This window comes from Ensifer sp. Root278 (assembly GCF_001429285.1).
In the GTDB taxonomy this organism is placed as follows: Bacteria; Pseudomonadota; Alphaproteobacteria; order Rhizobiales; family Rhizobiaceae; genus Ensifer.
Genome location: NZ_LMJJ01000001.1, coordinates 208816 through 234342, shown reverse-complemented (window position 1 = coordinate 234342; position 25527 = coordinate 208816). Strand labels below are relative to the sequence as shown.

Below are 25527 nucleotides of genomic sequence, written 5' to 3'. Positions count from 1 at the left end.
CATGGAAAGCCAGAAAGTCTGTTTTATCTGTCGAGGCCATGAACAGAACGATCGTGTGCGCAGTCCTATTCGCCACTGGTCTCGGTCTCGCGCCGCCATGCGATTGTGGCTGGCGCAGATGTTCCTCAACTTCCTCTGGTCGCCGCTGTTCTTCGGGATTGAGGACATCTCCTCGGGCCTGATCATCGCGCTATTGATTGCAGTCGCCGGTTTCGTCGTCGCAAGCCGGCGGCGGGATCGCGTTTCGGCCCTGCTGTTCCTGGTCCTATCTCGCCTGGGTTGCGTTTGCGACGACGCTCAACAGCTCGATTTTGCTCATGAATTGAACTTGTCGGACCTTCACGAGCGTGCCACTGTCCCGCAGGCATAATGATGCCACCCGACAAAAAAAGGCCATGTGGACTGATGGACGACCGTGATCCCCCCGATTTCCGAAAGCGCATCCGTGAGAGTTTCGCGCGGCAGGCGGCAATGCGCACGGTCGGCGCCGAACTGACGCTCGTTGAACAGGGCACGGTCGAGATCGAACTGCCGTTCGACGACAAGCTGACGCAGCAGCATGGCTTCCTGCATGCGGGCGTGATCTCGGCGGCGCTGGATTCGGCCGGCACCTATGCCGCCTATTCGGTGATCGACCCGGATGCCTCGATCCTGACGATCGAGTTCAAGGTCAACCTGCTTTCGCCGGGGCGCGGCGAGCGTTTCCTGTTTCGCGGTGAAGTGACCAAACCCGGCTCGACGATCATCGTCTCCGACGGGCGCGGCTACGCGATCCGCGCCGATGGGCCGGCGAAGCTGATCGCCTCGATGACCGGGACGATGATGGTGGTACGCGGACGCCAGGGGATCGAAGGATGAGTTTTGCCGTCAAAACCGTTGCCGGACGCAGGGTTCTCTACGTCATGGCCGTGGATGCCGAATACGGGACGCACCTCAAGCAGCGGATCAAACCGCTGATGACCGGCGTCGGCCCGGTCGAGGCCGCCGTGGTGCTGACGCGAACGCTCGCGGAGCTCGCCGCGGAGCGAGCCCTGCCCGATCTGGTCGTTTCGCTCGGGTCCGCCGGTGCCGCCAGGCTGGAACAGACGGAGGTCTACCAGGCCGTTTCCGTCGGCTATCGCGACATGGATGCCTCGCCGCTCGGCTTCGAGAAGGGCGCAACGCCGTTTCTCGACCTGCCGGCCGCGGTGCCGCTGCCGCTCAGGATTCCCGGCGTGCCGGAGGCCCGGCTTTCGACCGGCGCCAACATCGTCTCGGGCGCGGCGTACGAGACGATCGACGCCGACATGGTGGAGATGGAGACCTTTGCGGTCCTGCGCGCCTGCCAGTCCTTCGGGGTTCCGCTAATTGCGCTTCGCGGCATTTCCGACGGCAAGGCCGAGCTCAAGCACGTCAGCGACTGGACGGAATATTTGCACGTCATCGACGAGAAGCTTGCAGCCGTGATCGACCGGTTGGAGAATGCGATCTCAAGCGGCGCGATCCGGCTCTAATGTGATCGTAAGTCAGAGCGGGATGCGGTCGGAAAACCGCACACACTTTTCCTCATCCCGCTCTGAAACCCCGGAATTGTCGGGGTGCAATTGAATCGTTGCGCTGATGACGGCCTTTCATTAAAGGCTCGCCATGATCAAGCTTGTTTGAAGGCCCCCAATGACCCAGACAGCCCATCCCGATACCGTCCTCATCGTCGATTTCGGCAGCCAGGTGACGCAGCTCATCGCCCGGCGCGTGCGCGAAACCGGTGTCTATTGCGAAATCGTGCCGTTCCAGTCGGGGGAGGAAGGCTTCCGCCAGCTGAAGCCGAAGGCCGTCATTCTCTCCGGCAGCCCCGCCTCGACGCTCGACATCGGCTCGCCGCGCGCGGCCTCGGTTATCTTCGATTCCGGCCTGCCGGTCTTCGGCATCTGCTATGGCCAGCAGACCATGTGCGCCCAGCTTGGCGGCAAGGTCGAGAGCGGACATCACCGCGAATTCGGCCGCGCCTTCCTGGAAGTCGAAAAGGACTGCCCGCTGTTTGAAGGCCTCTGGTCCGTCGGCTCGCGCCACCAGGTCTGGATGTCGCATGGCGACCGCGTCACCGCGATCCCCGAGGGCTTCGAGGTCGTCGCGACCTCGGCCAACGCGCCCTTCGCCTTCATCGCCGACGAGAAGCGCAAATATTACGCCGTGCAGTTCCACCCCGAAGTGGTGCACACCCCCGACGGGGCCAAGCTGATTGCCAACTTCGTGCACAAGATCGCCGGCATCAAGGGCGACTGGTCGATGTCGGCCTACCGCGCCAAGGCGGTCGAGGCGATCCGCAACCAGGTCGGTGACAAGAAGGTGATCTGCGCGCTTTCGGGCGGCGTCGACAGCTCGGTCGCGGCACTCCTCATCCATGAGGCTGTCGGCGACCAACTCACCTGCATCCTCGTCGACCACGGCCTGATGCGCAAGGACGAGGCGAAGAACGTCGTTGCGATGTTCGAGGAGCATTACAACCTGCACCTCCTGCACGTCGACGCGTCCGACCGCTTCATCGGCGAACTCGAAGGCGTCAGCGACCCCGAGACCAAGCGCAAGATCATCGGCCGCCTGTTCATCGAAGTGTTCGAGGAAGAGGCGAAGAAGCTCGGCGGCGCGGACTTCCTTGCCCAGGGCACGCTCTATCCCGATGTGATCGAAAGCGTCTCGTTTACCGGCGGCCCGTCGGTGACGATCAAGTCGCACCACAATGTCGGCGGCCTGCCGGAGCGCATGAATATGCAGCTCGTCGAGCCGCTGCGCGAACTGTTCAAGGACGAAGTCCGCGTGCTCGGCCGCGAGCTCGGCCTGCCCGACAGCTTCATCGGCCGCCACCCCTTCCCGGGCCCGGGCCTTGCCATCCGCTGCCCGGGCGGCATCAGCCGCGAGAAGCTCGAGATCCTGCGCGAGGCTGATGCGATCTATCTCGACGAGATCCGCAAGGCCGGCCTCTACGACGCCATCTGGCAAGCGTTTGCCGTGCTTCTGCCGGTGCAGACCGTCGGTGTCATGGGCGACGGCCGCACCTATGAGTTCGTCTGTGCGCTGCGTGCCGTCACCTCGGTCGACGGCATGACGGCCGACTTCTACCACTACGACATGGAATTCCTCGGCCGCGCGGCAACGCGCATCATCAACGAGGTCCGCGGCATCAACCGTGTCGTCTACGACGTCACCTCGAAGCCGCCGGGCACGATCGAGTGGGAATAAGCAGTCATCTCGATGCCGTCAGACAAGCTCTATAGCGATCCAAGCCTTGTAGAGTTCTACGACATCGAGAACGGCTGGACCGCTGATTCCGAATATCTGAAGACCATGGCCGCTGGGCGCACCTCGATCCTCGATCTGGGGTGCGGCACCGGCCTGTTGGCTGCTGCTCTTGCTGTGAGTGGCAAACGGGTCGTCGGCGTCGATCCGGCGGCCGCGATGCTCGATGTCGCGAGGTCACGACCCGGCGGCGACCGGGTGCGTTGGGTCGAGGGCGACGGGCGGACCATCCGCCTCGACGAGACCTTCGATATGGTGCTGCTCAGCGGCCATGCCTTCCAGGTCTTCCTGACCAGGGAGGATCAGCTCGCCGCACTCAAGACCATCGCAGCGCATCTGGCTCCCGACGGGCGCTTCATTTTCGACAGCCGCAATCCGCTGGTCGAAGAATGGCGGGAGTGGACCGCGGCCGAATCCGAACGGGACATCGTTCATCCGGTCCTAGGCCAGGTTCTCGCCTGGAACGACGTGCAGCATGATCCGGCGACGGGTATCGTGGAATACGGAACTTTCTATCGGATCGCAGCCGACGGACGCACTTACGCGGCCCAGTCGAAAATCGCCTTCCCTTCCCATGAAGACCTCGTCGCGATGATGGACGAGGCCGGGCTCGTCGTCGAACAGTGGCTCGGCGGCTGGGACGGCAGTTCGTTCGAAACTTCCGCGCCCGAGATCATTCCGATCGGCCGGCTGAGATAGCCGCTTGCCCGGTGCCCGGAAAGCGATCGCGATGCGTCTGATCTATGCAAGCGCATCAAAAAAGAGATAGACGGCGGCGATCTTGCCATCCCGGGCGATGATGAAATCGGTCCCGGCATAGGCCGCTGTTTTGCCGGGACTGCCTGACACCCACCGGACCCGGCCGCCATTGCCTATTTCCTCAGCTGGGGCGATCGGCTGGTATTGAAAGTCGGGATGTGTGGCCTTGATCACGCCCGCGATCCGATCAATCTCGTCGCGGCCGCGGAAGATACCGCCATTGGGGTCATAGAACACGGCGTCTTCATGGAAGATCTCGTCGATCGCGGCACGCCGGCGCTCAGCGTCAATCTCACCGAACACGTCGTGGAGGTTGCGAAGCAACAAGGTCGAAACGGGGAAAGACATCACATTTCTCCGGTTGGGGTCGGGCCGATTGCCGGAAGCGTGAGGACAGGGCACAGGGTCAGGTCTGGATCGCTCAGCCCGGTGGCAACATCCGCCGATCCGGCATTGGCTGACTAATGGGCGGCAACCGCCGCGCCTGTGCCCGGCTCGCCGGCCTGGTGCCGATTGTCGATGCTGAAAGCACCGGCGCCGAATGCAGCGATCTGAAGAAGCCCACCCGCCATCATGACGTTCTTGAGGAAATGGATCATCTGGTTCTGATCGGCGAAATTGCTATGAAACGAGAAGGCCGTTGCGAGGGAGAACAGCGCGAGAGCAGCCGCCACGGAGCGGGTGCGATAGCCGGCAATGAGAAGCAGACCTCCACCAAGCTCGACAAGCACTGCCACGGTGAAGGCCAGCGGTGGAAAAGGCAGCCCGACGGCATCGATCATGCCGGTCGTGGCGCTGTAGGCGCCGAGTTTGCTGAAACCACTCATGGCGAAGGGAAGGCCGATCAGCAGCCGGCCGACAAAGGGAAGATAACGGGTCGCAGACATTGAACGTCTCCTTGACGTGGACTTCGCAATTCGTTGCGGACCAGGCCATGATGTTGCAACTCCGCTCTTTTCGAAATAGAAATGATTGAAAGTCATCATTGCAGAATTGTCGATGTCCAAGCTGCCCGATTTCGAAGCGCTGGCGATGTTTGCCAAGGTGGCGGAGGAGCGTTCCTTCGCTGCGGCGGCACGGACGATGGGGGTTTCGGTCGCAACCGTATCGCGCGCCGTCACCCGTCTCGAAGAGCGACTTGGCGGTCGTCTGCTCAATAGAACATCGCGCCGACTTGCCCTGACCGACTACGGCCACATGCTGGCCGAACGGGCGTCCAGGATCTTCGCGGATGCCGAAGAGGCGGAGGACCTGGCGCGCGAGGCCGCCAGCCGTCCGCGAGGGCTGGTGAAGCTAGCGGCGCCGCTGTCCTTCGGCACGCGCTGGGTCGCTCCCCTTCTGCCGGAATTCTTTCGGCGCTACCCCGAGATTGCAGTCGACCTTCACTTGACCGATGCGCAGACGGACCTCATCGGCGATGGCTTCGACGCTGCGCTGCGCATCGCCGTGCTGGAGGATTCATCGCTCGTCGCGCGGCTGATCGCACCTGTCCAACGGTTCGTCGTCGCTTCGCCGGCTTACCTTGAAACAAATGGCCGCCCGCAGCACCCGCACGACCTTATCGCCCACCAGTGTCTGAGCTACGCCAACCGGGCGAAACGGGACGTCTGGCGCTTCACCCATCACGAGACCGGCGAGGAAGTGGCGGTTGCGCCCAGGGGGTTGCTGCGAGGGACGAGCGCGGAGGCCTTGCTGCCGACAGTACTCGAAGGGCTGGCGATGACCGAGCTCCCCGAGTTCATCGCCACCCAGTATTTTCCGGACGGACGGTTGGAACCTGTTCTCACCGACTGGCGTCTACCGGAAGGCGGACTGTACTTCGTGACGCCGACGGCCCGCGCGCGACCCGCCAAGGTCTCTGCCCTGGCTGATTTCCTGATCGCCGGGCTGACGGATGCGGGTTGGAGCGCGGAAGCGGTGATGGGCTGGAAACGACCGCACCAGCGAAGAAAGCAGACATAGCCCGGCGCCCAACCGCGTCGCAATGCTCGCCCGCCTCTACGCCTTGGCTGCGTCCCGCATTCCGTTGCGCAACTTCTGGACCCTTTCGTTCAGATCGATCATCTCCGGTACGGTGAAACCCGAATGCTCCAGCAGGGAGGCCGTCAAGCATCCGGTCTTCACGTGGAGATCCCGACCCTTGGCGGTGAGGTGAACCTCGACCAGGCGTTCGTCGACCATGCTGCGATGCCGGCCGACGAAACCGGCGGCCTCCAACCGCTTGACCGCCGGCGTAATGGTGCTGGATTCAAGGCTCAGCCGATCGGCGATCGCCGAGATCGTCAGGCCGTCCTTTTCCCAAAGCGTACTCAGGACGAGATACTGCGTGTAGGTCACACCCAGCGCATCGAGCATGGGCTTGTAGACGCGGTTGATGGCGATCGACGCCGAATAGATCGAAAAACAGAGCTGGCTGTCCAGTGGCAGGGTGGGTGCATCAGACATCGTAGTCTCCTTGGCGCAGTTCGAACCTTGTGCTGCGAAAATCAATATCGCGATAAAAAGTATCTTTACAACGAAATCGAGTCGGCGTATACGATGATTATCGCGATAACGATTTTCGCGGAAACCAACTCAACCAAGGAGACCCGAAAATGATCAAGACCCTCATCACTGCCGCCGCTTTCGCCCTCTCCGCAAGCGCGCTCACACCGGCTGAGGCCGCCCCCGCCACCAAGAATGTCGTGCTCGTTCACGGCGGCTTCGTCGATGGCTCCGGCTGGCAGGGCGTCTACAACATCCTCAAGAAGGACGGCTACAACGTCACCATCGTCCAGAACCCGACCCTGTCGCTTGCAGACGACGTTGCCGTCACCAAGCGCGCGATCGCCGCACAGGATGGCCCGGTCGTACTCGTCGGTCATTCCTATGGCGGCGTGGTCGTCTCGGAAGCCGGTACCGACGAAAAGGTGAAGTCCGTCGTCTATATCGCCGCCTTCGCGCCGGATAAGGGCGAGTCCGTTTCCACGCTGATCGCCAACCCGCCGGCCGGCGCCTCCGTTCCGCCGATCCTGCCGCCGGTCGATGGTTTCCTGGCGCTCGACAAGGCGAAGTTCGCCGCCGCCTTCGCGGCCGACGTCGATCCCGAGATTGCAGCCTTCATGGCCGACTCCCAGGTGCCGTGGGGCGTGGAAGCGGCAGCCGGTGCCGTCACCGCGCCGGCCTGGAAGGAAAAGCCGAGCTTCTATCTGGTCGCCACCGACGACCACATGATCCCGCCGGCCGCCCAGCGCCAGATGGCAAAACGCGCCGGCTCCACCGTCGTCGAAACATCCGGCAGCCACGCCGTCTACGTCTCGAAGCCCGATGCCGTCGCAGCGCTTATCGAACAGGCCGCTCAAGCCAGCGAATAAGCAACCTCAACCGACAACAATACAAAGGGGCGCACCTTGGGTGGCGCCCCTTTTTCTCGTCTCGAACCCAAACTCGGACGACAGCCTTATCGTTTCAGGAGCGCCGGGCGAAACAAATAGCGTTGACTAATCAATCAGCCTACACTAATGATTTAGCCATGATGATTGAAACCGCCCCCATCACCGCCGTCATGCGCGCCCTTGCCGACCCGACAAGGCGCGCCGTCTTCGAGCGCATCGCCAATGCCGAGGAAATCACCGTGGTCGAGCTCACCCGCGGCAGCGGCGTGACGCAGGGCGCGATTTCCCAGCACCTCAAATCGCTGAAGCAGGCGGGTCTCGTCGCCGAGCGTCCGGAGGGCCGCAACGTCTATTACCGCGCCGAGCCCGAAGGCCTGGCGCCGCTCGTCGACTGGATGAGCCACTACGGCACCTTCTGGCGCGAGCGCTTTGCCGACCTACGCACACTTCTCAAGGAGATTGATCCATGACCGACGCAGCAGTTCTGAAGTCCGGGACGCAAGACATCGTCGTCGACGAGGTGTTTCCGCATACGCCCGAGACGATCTGGAAGACGCTGACCAACGGCGACCTGATGGGCCGATGGATCATGCCGCCGACGGGCTTTCAACCCGTGGAGGGCACGCATTTCACCTTCCAGACGACGCCGGCCGGCGCCTGGGACGGGACGATCCGTTGCCAGGTGCTGGAGGTGCGTCCGCATGAGCGCTTCGTCTACTCCTGGCAGGGCGGGCACGAGGGCAATACCGGCTACGGCTCCCGCCTCGATACGGTCGTCACCTGGACGCTGGCAAAGGTCGACAACGGCACCCGTCTTCGCCTTGTGCATTCCGGCTTCGTCACGCCGAAGAACGACAGCGCCTACAAGAACATGAGCGAGGGCTGGACGAAGGTCCTGTCGCGCCTCGGCTCTGTCACCGACGAACAGCACTAAATGCTAAAGCCGGATCGTCACGGCAATCCGGCACCTCACCAACCCGAACGAGCAAAGAGAATGGTCGGCGTCGCCCTTACGGCCGCGCGCCAGGCTTTGCCGTGCCCGAAACAGGAGGAATGTATGAGCAAGTCCTATATCGGCGGATGCGCCTGCGGTGCGATCCGCTACGAAATCTCCGGAGAACCGGTTTTCTCCAACGACTGCCAGTGCCGCGACTGCCAGCAGGAGAGCGGAACCGGGCATGGTTCACATATGACGTTCCGCCGCGACGGGGTGAAGCTCGAAGGTGAAGCGACGCACTGGGACATGGTCGCCGATAGTGGCCATGTGAAGACGCGCGGCTTCTGTCCCACCTGCGGCTCACCCGTCTACATGACCTTCTCGGCCATGCCGGAGTTCTTCAGTGTTCGCGCGGCAAGCCTCGACGATCCCAGCCGCTACAAGCCTCAGGTCGTGACCTACGGCATACGCGGCCATGCCTGGGACCATCTCGATCCGGCCCTGACCAAATTCGAGACCATGCCGCCGGCTTAGGATCGGCAACGGAAGGTTTCGCAGGGCGGGCCTTGGAGTGCCCGCCCACACTCATCTGGTCGCTACCCCGGCGGGAACGCGAACAAGACCGCACAGCGTTCGGCAAAGGCGAACAATAACTCCGCTTTTCGGCTACTAGTTCGAACAACTATCCAATGTCATTTTCTGCTTATCGAAACGCCTTTTGGCACATACCGACAAACAGGAGAGACAGAATGCTCCGTTCCCTCATTGCCGGCGCAGCCATCGCCCTTGCCGCCCCGGCCCTGGCCGACGTTCAGCGCAACCACCGCGTCATCGTGCCCGACCTCAGGGGCATGGGGCTCTCTGAGAAACCGGCAACCGGCTACGACAAGAAGAACGAAGCAAAGGATATCGCCGGCGTGCTCGACGCCTTGAAGGCGGAAAAAGTCGACGTTGTCGCGCACGACATCGGCAACATGGTCGGCTACCAATTTGCCGCGCAGTACCCGTCCCGGACGACAAAACTTGTGCTCATGGATGCGCCGCTTCCCGGCATCGGCCCTTGGGAAGAGATCCTCAAGAACCCGCTGCTCTGGCACTTCCGTTTTGGCGGGCCTGACATGGAGCGCCTGGTTGCCGGCCGCGAGCGCATCTATCTCGATCGCTTCTGGAACGAATTCTCCGCCGACCCGAAGAAGTGGGACGAAGCATCGCGCGAACACTACGCCAAGCTCTATGCCCAGCCGGGGGCGATGCGCGCCGGTTTCGCCCAGTTCGCAGCCTTCGACCAGGACGCGACCGACAACCAGGCCCTCCTGAAGCAAGGCAAACTCGGCATGCCGGTTCTGGCCGTTGGCGGCGAAAAATCCTTCGGCCCCACGATGGCCGTCGTTGCCAGCGCGGCTGCCGAAAACGTCACGGGAGTGGTCATTCCGGCATCCGGCCACTGGCTGATAGAGGAGCAACCAGGGGCCACGGTGAAAGCGATCCGCAGCTTCCTCGATGCCGAGTAGCCGGAGCGCCTGAAGCCAGCCAGCATTGCCGATCGAGATCGCCGCGCGTCCTCTCCGACGCGCGGCATTGCTGCACTTTGCCGCTCGCCGGATCGCGCCGAAGCCTCAAGCCGGCGGAATGAAAGGCTGGCTGATCGTCTGGAACACCGGGAGCGCTTCCAGCTTCTGCGCATGTGCCTGCAGATGAGGGTAGTTCGAGATCGCCACAAGATCGGCATGCACGTCGTTAAGGAACCGCAGGACGACCGCAACGACGATATCGACATGACCGATGCGCTCCGAGAGCCAGTATTCGCTCTGGCCTTGCGCACGGCTCGCCTCGAGCACGCCGAGCGTTTCCTCGATCTGGCGGCGGCAGCGATCGACCCAGAGCGCCGAGACCTCACCGTGCAGGCGTTTCTCGTAAAACAGGCTGACCGCCTTGTCGCCAAGGCCGGTGGCGAGCGTGGCGATCCGGAGTGCCCGATGTCGTGCCGGCTCGGTTCGCGGGAACATGACCTGATCGTCGGAAACGAGGCTATCGAGATAGTCGAGGATGATGTGGCTGTCGGTGAGCGCCAGCCCATCGTCCAGCACCAGGGTCGGCACGCGCGTCAGCGGATTGTGGGCGCGAATCTCGTCGGCGTTGCCGAAGGACGACCAGGGGCAGTGTTCGAAGGGGATACCGTAGAGCGTGAGCGCGATGCCCACGCGACGAACGAACGGAGAGTCGTATTGGCCGATCAGGATCATTTTGCCGTCTCCTGCCTGTGCCGCTGCATGTTTCCTTTAATCGTCGCCGATTATAAGGACAAAAACATGCAGCACTTCAAAGTGCTACAGCGACCTTTGCGCGTCTCATAAGACGCGCGGCGCTGTAGCGGTTTCTGGGAACAATAGGCCTTCCCCGGCGGTCAAAGCCAGAGCGACTTCGGCGCAACCCGATTCCGCACCCCGGTTCTTAGCGACTTGCGGAGCGCCGTTGGAATGCCGATAAGCGCCACCAACAAAACGATACGGGAGGAGCCCATGGACATTTCCGAAATCATCATCGCCGGCGATACGTCCGGCATCGAATGGCGCCTGCCTGTCTACCGCTTCAAGGGCAGGAATGCCGCGGCACCGAAGACCTATATCCAGGCGGCGCTGCACGCCAACGAGCTGCCGGGCACGGCGCTGGCGCATTTCCTTCTGCAAAGATTGCAGCAGGCAGAAAAAGACGGCGCCATCCTCGGCGACATCACAGTCGTACCGCAGGCGAACCCGATCGGCACGGCGCAATCGCATTTCGGCGAGTTGCAGGGCCGCTTCGACCTCGGCTCACGCACCAACTTCAACCGCGATTTTCCGCTGATCTCGCTTGCCGACCGGGACTACCTCATCGAGGATCTCGATCGCTATTCGGCGACCGACCGGTTGAAGCGCCAGCTGCTGCATATGGCGCTCGGCGCCGACCTGATGCTCGACCTTCACTGCGACGACGAGGCGCTGCAATACGCCTATATCGACGACGCCTTCTGGCCGGAGGCGGGCGACCTCGCTTCTGCGCTCGACATGGAAGCGGTCTTCCTCTCGGACGGCGAAAGTTCCGCCTTCGAGGAGGCTGTCGCCTATGCCTGGAAGTATGAGACCGGGCAGAAGAAGGCGCGTCTTCCCGGACGCCTCTCGGTCACGGTCGAGCTTCGCGGCACGCGCGACGTCTATCCGGAGCTTGCCCGTAAGGACGCAGAGGGTGTCTTCCGCTTCCTCGTCGCCCGTGGCGTCGTTACCGGTGACGAAGAGGCGATCGCGCCGTTCTCTGGCATCGTCGCGCCCCTCGACAACATCGAGATGATCCGCGCGCCGGAGGCGGGCGCCATCCTGTTTCATCGCGACATCGGCGAAAGCGTAAAGGCCGGTGACCTGCTCGCGACCATTCTCACCCGTCCCGGCCGGCTCGACGGCTCGCTCGACGTGCGCGCGCCGCAGGATGGGCTGATCGTCACCCGCGTCTCGACCCGCCTTGCACGCCGACGTTCGGACCTGATGAAGATCGCCTGCGCTCAGCCCTCCAACGCCCTGCGCAAGCCGGGACCGCTCGAAGCCTAAGCGCAATCCCGAGAACGCGCGAAGCCATCCCCAATCGGCTCATTCAGCGGCCGTCACCCAAGGTGGCGGCCGTCATCTTCGGGCTATCGAGAAGGATGGTCGAGCGCAGCGTCTTGATCTCGGCAATCTGTTCGAACTCGCTCCATAGCAGGCGCTTGTAGTCGGCGACGTCGCGCACCGCGATCTTCAGGAGAAAATCGAAGTCGCCGGCGACCGTGTGGCATTCCACCACCTCCGGCATGCGCGAGACCAACTCGATGAAACGGTGACCGACCTTGCTTGCGGTGCGCTCCAGCGTCACTTCGACGAAAGCCTGGAAGCCGACACCGGCCGCCTTCGGATCGACCACGACCTGCTGGCGGATGACGCCCGTCGCATAGAGCCTGGCGAGGCGGCGCGACAGTGGCGCCGGCGAGAGACCGACCCGGGCCGCGAGCTCGTTGTTGCTCAACGACGCATCCTCGACGAGCAGACGGATGATGCGTCGGTCGACCTGATCCAGCTCCATCGCCACCTTTTCAACCATAACCAAGCTCCAACGCGCAAATCAGCAAATCAATTGCAGAGTTTTGCGCAAATAGCACGCTGTCGATATTGCTTCTGCGGCAAAAATCGCATCGATTTTGCGCTGATCCTGACTTAAGAAGGAAGTCGCAGGGCAAGCCGGAGGAACGGCGGCCGGCAGGCATTCTCGACCGATAACGCATCGCTGCCACTCAAGGGGGATTTTCCGGCATGTTCGACGCACTGACCCGCCAACCCGACGATCCGTTGCTCGCCCTGATCGGGCTCTACCGCAAGGACGAGCGCCCCGGAAAGGTCGATCTCGGCGTCGGCGTCTACCGCGACGAAACCGGCCACACGCCGATCTTCCGCGCCGTCAAGGCGGCCGAGAAGCGGTTGCTCGAAACCCAGGACAGCAAGGCCTATGTCGGCCCGGAAGGCGACCTCGTCTTTATCGATCATCTCTGGACGCTGGTCGGCGGCGATACCATCGATCGCAGCCACATTGCCGGCGTGCAGACGCCGGGGGGGTCCGGCGCTCTCAGGCTCGCGGCCGACCTCATCCATCAGATGGGCGGCAAGCGCATCTGGATCGGCCTGCCGAGCTGGCCGAACCATGCGAGCATCTTCAAGACGGCCGGCCTTGAACCCGCCGGCTACCCGTTCTTCGATGTACCAACACAGACGGTGCTCTTCGACAACATGATCACCGCGCTGCAGGGAGCCTCTGCCGGCGACGCCGTATTGCTGCATGCGAGCTGCCACAACCCGAGCGGCGGCGTGATTACCGAAGCACAGTGGATGGAGCTTGCCGCCGTCATCGCCGAGCGCAGCCTACTGCCGCTCGTCGATCTCGCCTATCAGGGTTTCGGCCGTGGCCTCGACGAGGATGTCGCCGGCCTTCGCCACCTGATCGGCGTCGTGCCCGAGGCGCTGGTTGCCGTCTCCTGCTCCAAGTCCTTCGGCCTCTATCGCGAGCGCGCCGGCGCGATCTTCGCGGTGACGACCTCGTCCTCCTCGGCCGATACGGTCCGCTCCAACCTCGCCGGCCTCGCGCGCACCAGCTATTCGATGCCGCCGGATCATGGCGCCGCCATCGTGCGTTTGATCCTTTCCGACGCCGACCTTAAGCGCGACTGGAAGGAAGAACTCGAAACCATGCGGTTGCGTATCACCAACATCCGACGGGCGCTGGCCGAGGGCCTGCGCGATCGCTGGCAGGCGCTCGGCGCGGTCGCCAGCCAGGAAGGCATGTTCTCGCTGCTGCCACTCACAGAGGCCGATGTCATGCGGCTCCGCAACGAGCACGGCATCTACATGCCCGGCTCCGGCCGCATCAACATCGCCGGCCTGAAGACGGCCGAAGTCGAGGGCGTCATCGCCAAGTTCAAAAGCCTCTGAGGATAAGATGGCCGAGCGCAGTATCGACGTGTCCGAAGCCCCGGTAGAACGCCATCGCCTCTATGAGGATGCGCTGGCGATTCTCATGGGCACGCTGATCATGTCGCTCGGCGTCATCATCTACAGCAAGGCGATGCTCTTGAGCGGCAGCACATCGGGCCTGGCGCTGCTCCTGCAATATGCGACCGGCGCCGAGTTCTGGCTGGTCTTCTCCCTCGTCAACCTGCCCTTCTACATTTTGGCGGTCAAACGGCTCGGCTGGATGTTTGCGCTGCGCACCTTCATCGCCGTCAGCCTCGTCTCGCTGTTTTCGCGGCTAACGGCCGGGTGGGTAGAGATCGCCCGGCTCGATCCCATCTATGCGGCGGTTGTCGGCGGCGGACTGATGGGCACGGGCCTGCTCATCCTCTTCCGCCATCGCACCGGGCTCGGCGGCATCAACATCGTAGCGATCTATCTTCAGGAAAAGTTCGGCGTCCGCGCCGGTTACTTCCAGCTCGCGGTCGATCTCGCCATCCTTGCCGCCGCCTACTTCGTGCTGCCACCCGCAAACCTCGTGCTTTCGGTCGTGGGTGCGGCCGTCGTCAACATGACGCTGGCGATCAACCACAGGCCGGGCCGCTACGCCGGCGTGACCTGAAGCAAGGTCGGCGTCTTCCCTCGGGCTCGCCGGGACGCTATCACTCCTGCCACGCTTTGAAATTGTGCGATTCCGGATGGTTTCCCGGAGTTGCTCACGACGATGTTGGGGCATGGAATGACGGTTACGATCTACGGCATCAAGAACTGCGACACGATGAAGAAAGCGCGCACCTGGCTCGAAGGCCGGGGCATTGACTATCGCTTTCACGACTACAAGGCCGAGGGGATCGACCGCCCGCACCTCGAACGCTGGTGCAAGGAAGCCGGGTGGGAAACGGTGCTGAACCGCGCCGGCACGACCTTCCGCAAGCTCGACGACGCCGACAAACAGGACCTTGACCAGGAAAAGGCAATTGCGCTGATGCTGGCGCAGCCCTCGATGATCAAGCGCCCGGTGCTCGAGGCCGACGGCAATCTCTTGATCGGCTTCAAGCCTGACCTCTACGAGGCCGCGCTGTAGCACCTGAGCCGGAGCCAAACGATGTCGAAGACCACGCGCGCCACGCAGATGCTTTCGAAGGCCGGCGTCGCCTTCAGCGTGCACAGCTATGACTACGATCCCAGTGCCGAGCGCGTCGGCCTGCAGGCGGCGGAAGCGCTCGGCGAAGATCCGAGCCGGGTGCTGAAGACCCTGATGGCAGAAGTGGACGGTAAGCCGGTCTGCTGCGTCGTGCCCTCCGACCGCGAAGTCAGCATGAAGAAGCTTGCTAGCGCCTTTGGCGGCAAGTCGGCCGCCATGATGAAGCCGGCCGATGCCGAACGGCTGACCGGCTACCATGTCGGCGGCATCAGCCCGTTCGGCCAGAAAAAGCTCGTGCCGACGGCGATCGAGGAGGCAGCGCTTGCCGAGGCTGAGGTCTATATCAATGGCGGCCAGCGCGGGCTGCAGGTCCGGCTCGCGCCGCGCGACGCACAGGCCGCACTGAAGGCGATCGCGGCAGCGCTGATCGCCTGAAACGCCCGCCATCAAAATATCGCAGATGCCTTATACGTGCCGCAGAAGCGGGATGAAACTGTGCAACTTTCGCATGCACGTCCGCTCACGAACGGCGTCGGGTCTGTCTCATGGCATCTGCAGGGTTTCTCACCGCGAAGCGTCTTTTGAAACGCCTCGTCGTCGTCACGGGTGCGCTTGGTGCAGCCTTGGCGCTCTATCTCGTCGGCCTGCAATGGACCGGCAACTTCCACACGCTCGTCGCTGGTGAGGTCTATCGTTCGGCGCAGCCAAGCCCTGAGGCGATCGCCGCCTATTCCAAGGGCTACGGTATCCGCACCATTCTCAACCTGCGTGGCGAGAAACCGAATGAGCGCTGGTACCGCGACGAGGTTGCTGCCGCCGAGCGCAACGGTATCCGGCTCATCAACTTTCCCATGTCCGCCTCGGCGGAGATCGACGCCAAGGAAACCGACGCGCTGATGGCGATCCTCCGGGACGCGCCGAAGCCGCTCTTGATCCACTGCAAGGCCGGCGCCGACCGCACCGGGCTCGTCTCGACGATCTACCTGCAACAGATCGCCGGCGTCGACGAGGAGACGGCCGAGTGGCAGCTTTCGCCGCTCTATGGCCATGTCGCGCTCCCCTATCTCTCGGGCACGTTTGCCATGGACGAAACCTGGGAAGCCCTCGAAAAATCTTTTGGTCTCAATAGTTGAGGACGGCGCTTGCTGCCCCTCATCCGGCCTGCCGGCCACCTTCTCCCCGCAGGCGGGGCGAAGGAGACTCGCGACAACCGCTCACCTCAACAGCAAGTATCTCCCTCGATTTCCTCCTCACAGTGTCTCCGTTCGACAGCGTTGCGAGCGGGGCACGTCCTCTCTCCCCGCCTGCGGGGAGAGGGCTAGGGTGAGGGGCAAACTTGCGCACAGGCGGCAGTCCGATTACCTGGCATTGCGAAGACGCGAAGCCGTTGCACGCTTGAAACGCCCTACCTGAGCTTCGCCAGCAGCGCCGCCAGTTGCCGCGCCTCTGCTTCGGTCAGTCTCGCGCCGACATGGGCCTCGATCGATGGGCCATATGTCTGCCACATGCGTTCGCGCATCACCCGGCCCGCCTGCGTGATCACTACCCATTGGCCGCGTCCGTCGGCGTCGAAGGCTTCGCGGCGGACCAGGCCTTCCTTCACCAGCCGATCGATCAGGCGCGAGAGATTGTATTGCGCAAGCAGCGTGCGCGCCTCGATCTCGAAGGGACGCAGACGACCACCTTCCGCTTGAACCAGCTCCCACAACACGTCGTACCAGCCGAGCGGCGGCAAGCCTGAAGCCTTGAAATCGGCCTCGATCCGCGCAAGCACGCGCTCACGCGCGCGCATCAACCCGATCCAGGCTTCCGTGGTTTCCGGTTCGGGACGCTTTCCGTCGTTTCTTGTCTCAGTGGTCATAGATGCAATTACATCCATCTTGAAAATCGAATCAAGCCCACATACATGCAAATGCATCTACTTGTTCAACCGGGAGACTGCCATGCTTACCCTCGTCAGCCACCACCTCTGCCCCTATGTGCAACGTGCGTCGATCGCGCTCGACGAAAAAGGCGTTCGGTTCGAGCGGACCTATATCGACCTCAAGGCCAAGCCCGACTGGTTCCTGAAGATCTCACCGCTCGGCAAGGTGCCGCTGCTGCAGGTGCCGCAGCAAGGCGGCGAAGCCGTGCTGTTCGAAAGCTCCGTTATCGCCGAGTACGTCGAGGAAAGCCAAGCCGGCCCGAAGCTTCACCCTGAAGATGCGCTGGAGCGCGCCCGGCATCGCGGCTGGATGGAGTTTGGTTCGAAGATCCTTTCGGATCTCTGGGGCTTCGAGACTGCCAAGGACCAGGAAACCTACGAGCAGAAGCGCAAGGCGCTCGCCAGCAAGTTTGCGACCATCGAGGCGGCATTGCGCGACGGCCCTTATTTCGCCGGCGCCGGCTTTTCACTGGTCGATGCGGTCTTCGCGCCGATCTTCCGCTATTTCGATCTTTTCGACACACTCGCCGATCACGGCATCTTCGACGGGCTCGATCGCGTCCGTGTCTGGCGCAAGGCGCTCTCCGAGCGACCGAGCGTCAAAGCGGCGGTGACGGCCGATTACGGCGAGCGGCTGATGGTGTTCCTCAGGGATCACGACGCCTATCTGCTCAACGCCCGGCAGGCGTAGGCCGATAAGTCTATCATGTCGTCCTTCAGTTTGGCTTGGGACTGCCCTATGACAGTGCCCAAGCCCTGCTGGAGGAGCGCAACGTGACGGACATGACTTCGACCTTGACGATCCTGGAGCCCTACCCCGGCGTCTTTGCCTATTACGACGGGCGTGTCGCTGGCGTACGGCTTCATTCGGAGGCGCCGAACTGGCTCGACGACGGCGCCTATGAACTGGGCGTCGCCTCCTATGCCATCGTCGATGGCCGCGAGGCGCTGGTCTATGACACGCATATCTCGCTCGACCATGCCCGGGCGATCCGCAATCACCTCGAAAGCCTCGGCGTCACCTCGATCCGCGTGGTGCTCAGCCATTGGCACAAGGACCATGTCGCCGGAAACGCTGTCTTTGCCGATTGCGAGATCATCGCGCTGAAGCTGACGGCGGAGAGACTTCACGAAAACCGCGAAAAGATCGAAACAGCGACGCCACCGATCCGGCCCCTCGTCATGCCGAACCGGCTGTTCGAACGGACGCTCGCGCTCACTGTCGGCGAACGTCGAGTCGAGCTGCACCACTTCGCCATCCACAGTGCCGACGGCAACGTCATCTGGCTCCCCGAGGAAAAATTGCTGCTTGCCGGCGATACGCTCGAGGATACAACGACCTATATCAGCGAGGCTGACCAGACGGCGACGCATGTCGCCGAACTCGTGCGCCTGCGGCAATGGCCGATCGAAAGGATCCTGCCTGCTCACGGCGACCGCCAGAGGATAGCTGATGGCGGCTACGGGCCGGAGCTCATCGATGCCAATCGCCTCTACATCGAACGGCTGACCGATGCGATCGCGACCGGCGCCCCTATCGGCACGCTCAAGGATTTCGCCGCCGAGGAGATCGCCTCAGGCGCGATCCTCTATTTCGAACCCTACGAGGCGGTGCACCGGAGCAATGTCGAACGGGTGCGGGCTGCCCGCGCGGCACGCTGATCACCGGACGAAGCTCTGGCGTTCAGCCTTCATTTTCGCCGCAAAGCGCTCTAAATCTTCTTCTTCCGATTCAATAGACAGGCAGATCATGACCTATCCCGCCAATACGCCCACTCCCATCGATCCGGTGAAACTCGACAAGCTTGCGGAAGTCGCGATCCAGGTCGGCCTGCAGCTCCAGCGCGGCCAGGACCTGGTGATGACCGCGCCGGTGGCGGCAATGCCACTCGTCCGCCTCATCACCAAGCACGCCTACAAGGCGGGTGCCGGACTGGTGACGACACTCTACTCCGATGAAGACACGACGCTTTCGCGCTATGCCTACGCTCCCGACGAAAGCTTCGACCGGGCGAGCGACTGGCTCTTCGACGGCATGGCCAAGGCCTTTGCCGGCGGTGCGGCGCGCCTCGCAATCTCCGGCGACAATCCGATGATGCTGTCGGCGCAGGACCCGGCCAAGGTCGCGCGCGCCAACAAGGCGAACTCGATCGCCTACAAGCCGGCGCTCGAAAAGATCTCGAACTTCGACATCAACTGGAACATCGTTTCCTACCCGAACCCGTCCTGGGCAAAGCTCGTCTTCCCGAACGATCCGGAAGACGTTGCCGTCGAGAAGCTTGCGAACGCCATTTTCGCCGCCTCGCGCGTCGATGTCGCCGATCCGGTTGCGGCCTGGAAAGAGCACAATGCCAATCTTGCCCGGCGCTCGGCCTGGCTGAATGGCGAGCGTTTCGCAGCACTGCACTTCACCGGCCCCGGCACCGACCTGACCGTGGGCTTGGCCGATGGTCATCTGTGGTGCGGCGGCGCGTCGGAAGCCAAGAACGGCGTTACCTGCAACCCGAACATCCCGACCGAAGAAGTGTTCACGACGCCGCATGCGCTGCGCGTCGAGGGCCATGTCTCCTCGACCAAGCCGCTGTCGCACCAGGGAACGCTGATCGACAATATCCAGGTGCGCTTCGAAGGCGGCCGCATCGTCGAGGCGAAGGCCTCGCGCGGCGAAGAGGTGCTGAACAAGGTGCTCGACACAGATGAGGGTGCACGCCGGCTTGGCGAAGTGGCGCTGGTGCCGCATTCCTCGCCGATCTCGGCAAGCGGTATCCTCTTCTACAACACGCTGTTCGATGAAAACGCCTCCTGCCACATCGCGCTCGGCCAGTGCTATTCCGGCTGCTTCGTCGACGATGCCAAGCTGACGCCGGAACAGATCCGCGCCCAGGGCGGCAATTCAAGCTTGATCCATATCGACTGGATGATCGGCTCGGGTGAGGTGGACATCGACGGCGTGCGCGCCGACGGCAGCCGCGTTCCGGTCATGCGGAAGGGCGAGTGGGCCTGATCACGGCTTCTCCCCCGACTCGGGCATTCTGAAAGTTTCGGTGGCCGTCGCTAAAAATGCGGCGGCCTTTCCTTTGGAGAGTTGACCCCGTCAGCCGTTGGCAACGCGTTTCAGACGCGGCATCTCCGCCGACTGGTAGAGCGACAGCACGTGGCCATCTGGATCGGCGAATTCCGCCGACCAGCCGCCTGGCGCGTGGCTCACCGGCGTGACGATCGTGGTGCCCTTTTCGGCAAGTCCACCGACCACATCGTCGATGCCACCCTCGGCGAGATCGAAGACGACGATCGGTGAATTGCCGGGCTTGCTTTCGGCGACAAAGAAGATCAGCTCGACATTGCTTTCGATGGTGGCCATCAGCCAGACGCCGGCTTCATCGTCATCCATCCGCTGCACCTCAAGACCAAGCACATCGCGATAGAAGGCTTCCGTCCGGATGATATCAGAGACGTAGTAGCAGATGGCTCCGATACGTGGTTTCGACAGCATTGGTTGCTCCCTTTCTGTTGGTTACACCGGCTTGTTGCCGCCGGCCGCCGTTTCGTGAGACGCACGCAAAGAAAAATTGACCGCGAAGAGGTGACCATCGGGATCGTGGCTAGCAAAGGCGGCACGGCCGCTGCGCGTCACCGGCAGGAGCGCCTGGCGGATGCGGCCGCTATCCAGCGGATAACGCAGCCCGGTCAGTTCCAGATTGGTCTCGAGGTGGCCGGCATCGCGCCAGGCTCGGCGCAGCAGCAGGATGCGCTGACGCAGCGCCTCGTCGGAAATCTTGAGGAGATGGCGGATCTCCAGTCGGTTATGACCCGCAATGGCGAGCAGCATCACGATCCTGAGACTGGGCGCGAGCGTGGCCGCAAAGCTTAGAGGATCGCTCGACGCCGCCGCGCCCTGCGTTTCCGGCTCAGGCGCCTGTCGCTCGCGCCGAAGACGACGAGCGGCCGTGCGCGCCTGCATCGCGGCGAGCTTGCGAATGACACCGCGGAACCAGGCGCGATCACCAACGTGGGGAAGCGCTTTGCCTTGAGCGCCACGATCAACGCTTCATGCAGCAAATCCTCCGCTTCGGCCGCACGGCGGGTCTGGCGCTTGGCGAAGCGGAGGAGATCGAAATAGTGCGCCGGCGTCAGGTGCTCGGTCATCAGGGCTCAGGGATTGAGGTTCCCGGCAATGTGAAGCGCTTGCCCTATGGTTGCAAGACCACGCTCAGGCGCGGGCCGGTCGTACCTTCGGCATCAATTGTGCGCGCTGGCTGAGCCAGACACTGGCGAAGACGACGAGGATACCGAGGGCCTGGACCGACGTCAGATGCTCGCCAAGCACGCCCCAGCCGAGCAGGATGGCAACGACCGGGCTCAGGAAGCCGAGCGGCGATACGGCTGACGGTTCGAGGCGCGACAGGCCGCGGAACCAGAGCAGATAGGTGAAGGCGGCGCCGATCAGGCCGAGATAGGCAAGCCCGAGGACGTTGGCCGTGGTCAGCGGCGGTAGCGACGGCTCGAAGAACAGCGCCACCGGCACGAGCAGCAGACCACCCGCCGCCAATTGCCAGGCGGTGAAGGTGAGCGGCGGCACCGGTGGCGCCCAATGACGGCTCAGCACCGTGCCAAAGGCCATGGAGACGGCACCGGCGAGGCCAGCAAGAACGCCGAGCGGATCGAGCACGGCGCCGGGCGTCAGCACCAGGAGGGCGACGCCGGCAATGCCGGCCAGACCGGCAACAACACTGAGTACGCGGATCGGCGAGCCGAGAAAGACGCGCGACAGTAGGATGACGATCAGCGGCTGGACGGCGCCTACCGTTGCGGCGACGCCGCCCGGTAGCCTGTAAGCAGAGACGAACAGCATCGCCCAGAAGAAGGAGAAGTTGAGAGCGCCCAGGATAAAGGTACGCGGCCACCAGATGCCTTCAGGGAGGCGCCGGACGATGAGCAACAGGAGAAGCCCGGCTGGCAGCGCGCGCAGCATGGCGACCGTAAACGGATAGCCCGATGGCAGAAACTCGGTCGTTACGAGGTAAGTGCTGCCCCAGATGGCCGGCGCGAGTGCGGTCAAGGCGAGATCGACGTTACGGTTCCTGCTCATATCTTTATCTCAAGAATCTCTATATCAAGATAAATCGAGGCTACCATAGTTTATCTCTACGTCAAGATACCCTATAGCTGGCGAAACGATGGAGGCTTCGGATGGATCGCGTTGACAGGATATTGGCCCAGTGGCACCGGGAACGGCCGGATCTCGACGTGTCGGCCATGGGCCTGCTTGGCCGTCTGTCACGGGTTTCGACCCATATCGCCCGGGAAATCGAGAAGTCGTTTTCCGAACGCGGCCTCTCGGCCTCGAGCTTCGACGTGCTGGCAACACTGCGCCGCTCCGGCGCACCCTATCGGCTCTCGCCCGGCGAACTTCTGGATACGACCATGGTCAGCTCCGGAACCATGACCAACCGCATCGACCAGCTGGAGAAGGCGGGACTGGTCGAGCGGATCGCCAATCCAGAGGACCGGCGCAGCGTCATCATCGCCCTGACGGACGAAGGGCTGCGCCGCGTCGACGAAGCGGCAACCGCCCATGTGGCGAACCAGCATCGCGTCGTTTCAGAGCTCTCGCCGGAGGAACGCGCGACGCTTGATGGGCTGCTGCGCAAGTATCTCGCGGCTTTCGAGTAGCTGCGGCTAGATACGGGCGACGAGCCGACGGACACGCGCCAGGTGCGCCTTGCGTTTGGCGTCAGTCGCCCTGTCCATGTCGTGCAGGCTGAGCATGCGGAAATTCAGCCTCTTGGCGCAAAAGGCGGCGATGCCGCGTTTCAGCAGCCGCTTCACCGGATTGCCCATATAGAGGTGCACCACCCACCAGGGCGAACCTGTCGTGGTCAGCGCCCAGAAGACCTTGATGTTGTGGAGGCGCGGGATGATGCGGCCTCCGGCCGGGTCGTTGTCGAAGGCGACGCCCGGTGCGAAGACCCGGTCGAAGAACCCCTTGAGGATCGCCGGGAAATTGAACCACCATTGCGGAAAGACAAGGACCATGCCATCGGCTGCCTGCAGCCGCTTTATCCAGTCGGCGGCTGCCGATCGATCATAGGCGTCGGTGAAATAGCTGCCGCGCTCCGCCATGCTCAGGCGCGGATCGAAATCCTCGCGATAGAGATCGAGCAGGTCGACGGAATGGCCGCTCGCCTCCAAAGCAGCACGCGCTTCACGCGCCACGTTCGCGGCAAAACTGTCTTCGAGCGGGTGAGCAAGCACGAGCAGAATATGCATCTGTTGTTCCTCATTCGTAGGCTGGGGCCGAAAACGAAGGCAAGCTTTTGCCCGGCTAACGAGGCGGAACGGCCTTTTTCGATCGAGCCTTGAGAGCGAGTTCATCGAAGACGGATGGCGACCGGCGCAACGTCCAGGCGGAGATGAGCTTAGCCGCGTTGTCTTCGGCCGCGTCTCGCGAATGAAGCTGAAGGTCGTAGCGCTGCCCCTCATGAATGCGGTGAAAGTCGTCTGCGGCGCTGCCAATTGGTCGATCGGCCCGAAGCGTTTCTCGTCGCACGAGTTCCGCAAGCTCACAGTGAAGCGCGACAAAGAAGACATCGAAGGGCTCGAACATCACCGCCAGCTCAGCCGCCCAGCCGGGCTCCTCGAGAATATGCTCCAGCAGGAGATTGTTGCCGGCCGAAGCATAGGCAACCAGCGAGCGATGGAACCCTTCGAAGAAACGGGCACGATGGTCCCTCCAGCGAAAATCTCCGCGCCGAAATCTTTCCATCGGCAGCATGCCCGAGTCGCGCAGATGGTCGATCGAGACGTGCCAGAACGGTTCGCCGATCTGCGCCTGGACCGCGCGCGCCAGCGTGGATTTGCCGCTGCTGGAGGCACCATGGATGAAGATGATCTTGGCTCGTTCGACCATATCCGACTCAATCTCCGAGGGAGCGAACGCTGGCGTTATGCCACCTCCGTGACAGCAGGATGAAACGCTCTAGAACAGGCTACCCTGCTTTGGCGGGTCTGCCGCCGGCTCCGTGGGCTTCTGCTGCTTCTTGCGCGGCGCCGACGGCGGAGAAACCGGTTCGCTCTCCCCCTCGCCCGCAATCGCCGAAACGCGGCCATCGGCGAATTCCAGGCTGAGTGCCATGCCGGCGGAGACGGCCGCCGCTTGGCGCACAGGACCGCCATCGGCATCGCGAACCAGCGCGAAACCGCGCTGCAGGACGTTGCGATAGGAGAGCGACTGCAGGATGCGGTCCTGGGCGACGATGACGCTGCGAAGGCGGCGCACGTCGGCGCGCACGGCAACGTCGGACCGGGCGGCAAGGCCTCCGACGCGGTCCGAGGCGCGATGGATCTGGCCGATGAGGCGTGAGGGCAGCGCGCGCAGCGCCGCATCCGCCGCCTGGACCCGCGCCTCGCCGCGATGCACCTGCCGCTCGACGATGCGCTCGGCCTTGTTCATGGCATCGACCAGACGCTGGCGGCGCTCCGAGAATTTGCCTTTGAGAAGATCGGCACGCAGCTCAGACGAGACGCGCTCGAACTGGCGGCGCTTGTTGGCGGTGTTCATCTGCAGGCCACGGCCGAGGCCGAGGGCGGCCTCGTCGAAGCGGCGGCGCGGCAAAGCCAACAACTGATCGAGCGACGGCAGGGCGCGCGCCAGTGAACGCACCGCCTGGCGGCGATTGTCCATCTGCCGCCCGACCGCCGCCTTGAGGCGGGCCGAGAGGCCGGAGACCCCGGCTTCGAGATCGGCCTTGACCGGCACCGCCATTTCCGCCGCACCCGTCGGCGTCGGCGCCCGCTGGTCGGCGGCGTGATCGATCAGCGTCCAGTCGGTCTCGTGACCGACGGCGGAAATTAGCGGGATCTCGGAAGCCGCCGCAGCCCGGACCACCGCCTCGTCATTGAAGCCCCAGAGGTCCTCAAGGCTGCCACCGCCGCGGGCAACGATCAGCACGTCCGGCCGGGCGATCGGCCCACCGGGCTCGATCGCATTGAAGCCGCGGATCGCTGCCGCTACCTCGTCACCGGAACCGTCGCCCTGGACCCGAACGGGCCAGACGACGACATGAACCGGAAAGCGGTCGGCGATGCGGTGCAGGATATCGCGAATGACAGCGCCCGTCGGCGAGGTCACGACGCCGATCACCTTGGGCATGTAGGGCAGCGACCGCTTGCGGTTGGCATCAAACAGCCCTTCCGCAGCCAGCTTGCGCTTGCGCTCTTCGAGGAGCGCCATCAACGCGCCGGCACCGGCCGGCTCCATCGATTCGATAACGATCTGGTACTTCGACGAGCCCGGGAAGGTCGTGACCTTGCCGGTCGCGATCACCTCCATGCCCTCTTCCGGGCGGAAGCGCAGGCGCGAGAAAGTGCCTTTCCAGATCACCGCATCGATGCGCGCCCGGTCGTCCTTGAGCGCGAAATAGGCATGGCCCGACGAGTGCGGGCCGCGATAGCCCGAGATCTCGCCGCGTACGCGCACCTGATCGAAGGCCTGCTCGACCGTTCGCTTGATCGAGCCCGAAAGCTCGGACACCGAATATTCGGTGAGGTTGCTCGGAGAATCGCTGTCGAAGAAAGAAGCCATGGCTTCTTTTACCGCACCCTTCGCCGAAGGC

General features: G+C 63.2%; 34 protein-coding genes. 21 read left to right on the top strand and 13 right to left on the bottom strand.

Going from position 1 to position 25527, the window contains the following annotated elements:
- Position 1: 1 nt before the first annotated feature.
- The 5 genes from ASE60_RS01210 (at position 2) to ASE60_RS01190 (ending at position 3972) form a co-directional block, all read left to right on the top strand.
- Positions 2-370 (top strand): TspO/MBR family protein, encoded by a 369-nt coding sequence (locus ASE60_RS01210; RefSeq protein WP_244495501.1) that lies wholly within the window; start codon positions 2-4, stop codon positions 368-370.
- Between the two features lie 35 nt (positions 371-405).
- Positions 406-858 (top strand): PaaI family thioesterase, encoded by a 453-nt coding sequence (locus ASE60_RS01205; RefSeq protein ID WP_057247911.1) that lies wholly within the window; start codon positions 406-408, stop codon positions 856-858.
- Positions 855-1493: a 5'-methylthioadenosine/S-adenosylhomocysteine nucleosidase gene (locus ASE60_RS01200; protein WP_057247910.1), complete on the top strand. Its 639-nt coding sequence runs from the start codon at positions 855-857 to the stop codon at positions 1491-1493. Before ASE60_RS01205 ends, ASE60_RS01200 begins: the two co-directional genes overlap by 4 nt.
- Positions 1494-1653: 160 nt before the next feature.
- Positions 1654-3216, top strand: coding sequence for a glutamine-hydrolyzing GMP synthase (guaA, locus tag ASE60_RS01195; RefSeq protein ID WP_057247909.1), 1563 nt, complete (start codon positions 1654-1656; stop codon positions 3214-3216).
- Positions 3217-3228: 12 nt separating this feature from the next.
- Positions 3229-3972 carry a class I SAM-dependent methyltransferase gene (locus tag ASE60_RS01190; RefSeq protein WP_057247908.1) on the top strand — a complete coding sequence of 248 codons (744 nt, stop codon included), beginning with the start codon at positions 3229-3231 and terminating at the stop codon, positions 3970-3972.
- 42 nt (positions 3973-4014) lie between these two features.
- Here ASE60_RS01190 and ASE60_RS01185 read toward each other — a convergent pair whose 3' ends face one another.
- The gene (locus tag ASE60_RS01185; RefSeq protein WP_057247907.1) at positions 4015-4380 is read right to left on the bottom strand and encodes a nuclear transport factor 2 family protein; all 366 of its coding nucleotides are present in this window, start codon (positions 4378-4380) and stop codon (positions 4015-4017) included.
- Positions 4381-4493: 113 nt separating this feature from the next.
- Positions 4494-4919, bottom strand: a complete 426-nt coding sequence (locus ASE60_RS01180) for a DoxX family protein (protein ID WP_057247906.1) — start codon at positions 4917-4919, stop codon at positions 4494-4496.
- Positions 4920-5031: 112 nt separating this feature from the next.
- Here ASE60_RS01180 and ASE60_RS01175 point away from each other — a divergent pair, with 112 nt between their 5' ends.
- A complete protein-coding gene (locus ASE60_RS01175) occupies positions 5032-5994 on the top strand; it encodes a LysR family transcriptional regulator (RefSeq protein WP_057247905.1) in 963 nt (320 codons plus the stop codon).
- Positions 5995-6030: 36 nt separating this feature from the next.
- On the opposite strand, the gene ASE60_RS01170 is transcribed toward ASE60_RS01175, so the two are convergent.
- Positions 6031-6477 (bottom strand): MarR family transcriptional regulator, encoded by a 447-nt coding sequence (locus ASE60_RS01170; protein WP_057247904.1) that lies wholly within the window; start codon positions 6475-6477, stop codon positions 6031-6033.
- Between the two features lie 149 nt (positions 6478-6626).
- On the opposite strand from ASE60_RS01170, the gene ASE60_RS01165 reads away from it, so the two are divergent.
- The 5 genes from ASE60_RS01165 (at position 6627) to ASE60_RS01145 (ending at position 9854) form a co-directional block, all read left to right on the top strand.
- Complete coding sequence (locus ASE60_RS01165; protein ID WP_057247903.1) at positions 6627-7385, top strand: alpha/beta hydrolase; 759 nt, start codon at positions 6627-6629, stop codon at positions 7383-7385.
- Between the two features lie 161 nt (positions 7386-7546).
- Complete coding sequence (locus ASE60_RS01160; RefSeq protein ID WP_057248239.1) at positions 7547-7876, top strand: metalloregulator ArsR/SmtB family transcription factor; 330 nt, start codon at positions 7547-7549, stop codon at positions 7874-7876.
- A complete protein-coding gene (locus ASE60_RS01155) occupies positions 7873-8340 on the top strand; it encodes an SRPBCC domain-containing protein (RefSeq protein WP_057247902.1) in 468 nt (155 codons plus the stop codon). The genes ASE60_RS01160 and ASE60_RS01155 overlap by 4 nt, the downstream gene beginning before the upstream one ends.
- Positions 8341-8463: 123 nt before the next feature.
- Complete coding sequence (locus ASE60_RS01150) at positions 8464-8877, top strand: GFA family protein (RefSeq protein WP_057247901.1); 414 nt, start codon at positions 8464-8466, stop codon at positions 8875-8877.
- A 215-nt stretch (positions 8878-9092) separates the two neighbouring features.
- On the top strand, positions 9093-9854 hold the full coding sequence (locus tag ASE60_RS01145; RefSeq protein WP_057247900.1) for an alpha/beta hydrolase: 762 nt from the start codon (positions 9093-9095) through the stop codon (positions 9852-9854).
- A gap of 105 nt (positions 9855-9959) precedes the next feature.
- On the opposite strand, the gene ASE60_RS01140 is transcribed toward ASE60_RS01145, so the two are convergent.
- Positions 9960-10586 (bottom strand): glutathione S-transferase family protein, encoded by a 627-nt coding sequence (locus ASE60_RS01140; RefSeq protein WP_057247899.1) that lies wholly within the window; start codon positions 10584-10586, stop codon positions 9960-9962.
- 276 nt (positions 10587-10862) lie between these two features.
- Between ASE60_RS01140 and ASE60_RS01135 the strand changes: the two genes are divergently transcribed.
- A complete protein-coding gene (locus ASE60_RS01135) occupies positions 10863-11921 on the top strand; it encodes a succinylglutamate desuccinylase/aspartoacylase family protein (RefSeq protein WP_057247898.1) in 1059 nt (352 codons plus the stop codon).
- Between the two features lie 43 nt (positions 11922-11964).
- Here ASE60_RS01135 and ASE60_RS01130 read toward each other — a convergent pair whose 3' ends face one another.
- Complete coding sequence (locus tag ASE60_RS01130; RefSeq protein WP_057247897.1) at positions 11965-12447, bottom strand: Lrp/AsnC family transcriptional regulator; 483 nt, start codon at positions 12445-12447, stop codon at positions 11965-11967.
- 209 nt (positions 12448-12656) lie between these two features.
- On the opposite strand from ASE60_RS01130, the gene tatA reads away from it, so the two are divergent.
- From tatA to ASE60_RS01105, 5 genes are all read left to right on the top strand, one after another.
- On the top strand, positions 12657-13826 hold the full coding sequence (gene tatA / locus ASE60_RS01125) for a tyrosine aminotransferase (RefSeq protein WP_057247896.1): 1170 nt from the start codon (positions 12657-12659) through the stop codon (positions 13824-13826).
- Between the two features lie 7 nt (positions 13827-13833).
- Positions 13834-14466 carry a YitT family protein gene (locus ASE60_RS01120; protein ID WP_057247895.1) on the top strand — a complete coding sequence of 211 codons (633 nt, stop codon included), beginning with the start codon at positions 13834-13836 and terminating at the stop codon, positions 14464-14466.
- Between the two features lie 117 nt (positions 14467-14583).
- Positions 14584-14928, top strand: coding sequence for an ArsC family reductase (locus ASE60_RS01115; RefSeq protein ID WP_057247894.1), 345 nt, complete (start codon positions 14584-14586; stop codon positions 14926-14928).
- 21 nt (positions 14929-14949) lie between these two features.
- Positions 14950-15423 (top strand): Cys-tRNA(Pro) deacylase, encoded by a 474-nt coding sequence (ybaK, locus tag ASE60_RS01110; protein ID WP_057247893.1) that lies wholly within the window; start codon positions 14950-14952, stop codon positions 15421-15423.
- Positions 15424-15533: 110 nt separating this feature from the next.
- Complete coding sequence (locus tag ASE60_RS01105; protein ID WP_082615695.1) at positions 15534-16121, top strand: dual specificity protein phosphatase family protein; 588 nt, start codon at positions 15534-15536, stop codon at positions 16119-16121.
- Positions 16122-16393: 272 nt separating this feature from the next.
- Here ASE60_RS01105 and ASE60_RS01100 read toward each other — a convergent pair whose 3' ends face one another.
- Entirely contained in the window at positions 16394-16849 is a 456-nt protein-coding gene (locus tag ASE60_RS01100; RefSeq protein ID WP_057247892.1) for a MarR family transcriptional regulator, read from the bottom strand.
- Positions 16850-16931: 82 nt separating this feature from the next.
- On the opposite strand from ASE60_RS01100, the gene ASE60_RS01095 reads away from it, so the two are divergent.
- The 3 genes from ASE60_RS01095 (at position 16932) to ASE60_RS01085 (ending at position 19916) form a co-directional block, all read left to right on the top strand.
- Positions 16932-17603 carry a glutathione S-transferase family protein gene (locus ASE60_RS01095; protein WP_057247891.1) on the top strand — a complete coding sequence of 224 codons (672 nt, stop codon included), beginning with the start codon at positions 16932-16934 and terminating at the stop codon, positions 17601-17603.
- 92 nt (positions 17604-17695) lie between these two features.
- A complete protein-coding gene (locus ASE60_RS01090; RefSeq protein WP_057247890.1) occupies positions 17696-18574 on the top strand; it encodes an MBL fold metallo-hydrolase in 879 nt (292 codons plus the stop codon).
- A gap of 88 nt (positions 18575-18662) precedes the next feature.
- Complete coding sequence (locus ASE60_RS01085; protein WP_057247889.1) at positions 18663-19916, top strand: aminopeptidase; 1254 nt, start codon at positions 18663-18665, stop codon at positions 19914-19916.
- Positions 19917-20006: 90 nt separating this feature from the next.
- Here the strand turns inward: ASE60_RS01085 and ASE60_RS01080 are convergent, their stop codons facing one another.
- From ASE60_RS01080 to ASE60_RS01070, 4 genes are all read right to left on the bottom strand, one after another.
- On the bottom strand, positions 20007-20405 hold the full coding sequence (locus tag ASE60_RS01080) for a VOC family protein (RefSeq protein WP_057247888.1): 399 nt from the start codon (positions 20403-20405) through the stop codon (positions 20007-20009).
- 21 nt (positions 20406-20426) lie between these two features.
- Entirely contained in the window at positions 20427-20741 is a 315-nt protein-coding gene (locus tag ASE60_RS35405) for a hypothetical protein (RefSeq protein ID WP_244495500.1), read from the bottom strand.
- A 38-nt stretch (positions 20742-20779) separates the two neighbouring features.
- Complete coding sequence (locus ASE60_RS35400; RefSeq protein WP_244495499.1) at positions 20780-21058, bottom strand: sigma factor; 279 nt, start codon at positions 21056-21058, stop codon at positions 20780-20782.
- A gap of 64 nt (positions 21059-21122) precedes the next feature.
- Positions 21123-22001 (bottom strand): EamA family transporter, encoded by an 879-nt coding sequence (locus tag ASE60_RS01070; RefSeq protein WP_057247887.1) that lies wholly within the window; start codon positions 21999-22001, stop codon positions 21123-21125.
- Between the two features lie 101 nt (positions 22002-22102).
- On the opposite strand from ASE60_RS01070, the gene ASE60_RS01065 reads away from it, so the two are divergent.
- Positions 22103-22585, top strand: a complete 483-nt coding sequence (locus tag ASE60_RS01065; RefSeq protein WP_057247886.1) for a MarR family transcriptional regulator — start codon at positions 22103-22105, stop codon at positions 22583-22585.
- Between the two features lie 6 nt (positions 22586-22591).
- Here ASE60_RS01065 and ASE60_RS01060 read toward each other — a convergent pair whose 3' ends face one another.
- The 3 genes from ASE60_RS01060 to xseA all read right to left on the bottom strand — a co-directional run bounded on the left by ASE60_RS01060 (position 22592) and on the right by xseA (position 25496).
- Positions 22592-23182 (bottom strand): NAD(P)H-dependent oxidoreductase, encoded by a 591-nt coding sequence (locus ASE60_RS01060; protein WP_057247885.1) that lies wholly within the window; start codon positions 23180-23182, stop codon positions 22592-22594.
- Positions 23183-23237: 55 nt separating this feature from the next.
- Positions 23238-23822, bottom strand: a complete 585-nt coding sequence (locus tag ASE60_RS01055) for an AAA family ATPase (RefSeq protein ID WP_057247884.1) — start codon at positions 23820-23822, stop codon at positions 23238-23240.
- 69 nt (positions 23823-23891) lie between these two features.
- Positions 23892-25496: an exodeoxyribonuclease VII large subunit gene (gene xseA, locus ASE60_RS01050; protein ID WP_057248237.1), complete on the bottom strand. Its 1605-nt coding sequence runs from the start codon at positions 25494-25496 to the stop codon at positions 23892-23894.
- Between the last annotated feature and the right edge of the window lie 31 nt (positions 25497-25527).